This is a genomic window from Methylobacterium platani, from assembly GCF_001653715.1.
GTDB classification, from domain to species: domain Bacteria; phylum Pseudomonadota; class Alphaproteobacteria; order Rhizobiales; family Beijerinckiaceae; genus Methylobacterium; species Methylobacterium platani.
The window spans coordinates 1-835 of record NZ_LWHQ01000105.1 but is presented as its reverse complement, the minus strand read 5'-3'; the positions used below and the strand labels follow the sequence as shown (position 1 = coordinate 835).

Annotated in this window: 2 protein-coding genes; both read right to left on the bottom strand. The window is 71.0% G+C overall.

From position 1 onward, the window contains the following. The coding region (locus A5481_RS35535; protein WP_245298682.1) for a PAS domain-containing protein at positions 1-529 on the bottom strand (529 nt) is incomplete at its 3' end. Positions 530-636: 107 nt separating this feature from the next. Further along, positions 637-835 (bottom strand): hypothetical protein (locus A5481_RS34880; RefSeq protein WP_197514278.1); only part of this gene is annotated, 199 nt, incomplete at its 5' end.

The window sequence follows — 835 nt, the reverse complement described above, 5'->3', positions numbered from 1 at the left end:
CCGCGAGGGACAGCCCGTGCACCTGCGCCACCTCGGCGGAGAATTCGTGGACGAGGTCCGGGCCGAGGAAGTACGTCGCCGCGTAGGTGGTCAGGTAGAGCGCCTGGCGCCGGCGCTCCTCCGCGGCCAGCATCCGCCGCAGCCGCTCCCGGTCGGTGACGTCGAGGGCGGCCCCGCTCACCCCGAGCGGCCGGCCCTCCGGCGAGACCCGCAGCTGCGACGCGACCGAGAGGATGCGCAGGTCACCGGAGGGCCGGATCAACCGGACGATCGCCTTCGGCGAGACGCAGCCCTGCCGGATCTCCTCGGCACTCGCCAGCAGGGCCCGGTCGTCCGGATGCACGAGATCGCGGAAGAGCTCGTAAGTCGCGTCGACCGGATGCATATCCAGGCCGAGGAGCCGGAAGAATCCTGACGACCAGCGCTGCTCGCCGGATGCGAGCGACCATTGCCAGGACCCCGCGAGGCCGGAATCTTCTACGATACGCAGGAATTCCTTGGAGAATGAACTGAGGTCAGCAGGATCCATTGGGGCAACTCGGGCACGCCCGGGATGTAAGAGACCCTGAGGCCGGCGCAAGCCGGAAATCGACGTTTCACGGTTAACGGATCGGTCCGGCGCCGGGCCCGGCGGGCTCAGGGTCCCTCCGTCCTGGCCGAGCGCCGGGCCTGCGCGACGACCTCCTCGGGCGTCGGCGGGTTGGCCGGATGGTGGCTGAGGCAGAGCGGCGTGCGCAGCTTGGCCGGCTTCCCCGAGCCCTCGGTGGCGAAGTAGAACTCGCCCGCGCCGAGCCGGCCGAGATCGGGCGCCGCGCCGCCGCTCGCCGCCATGATC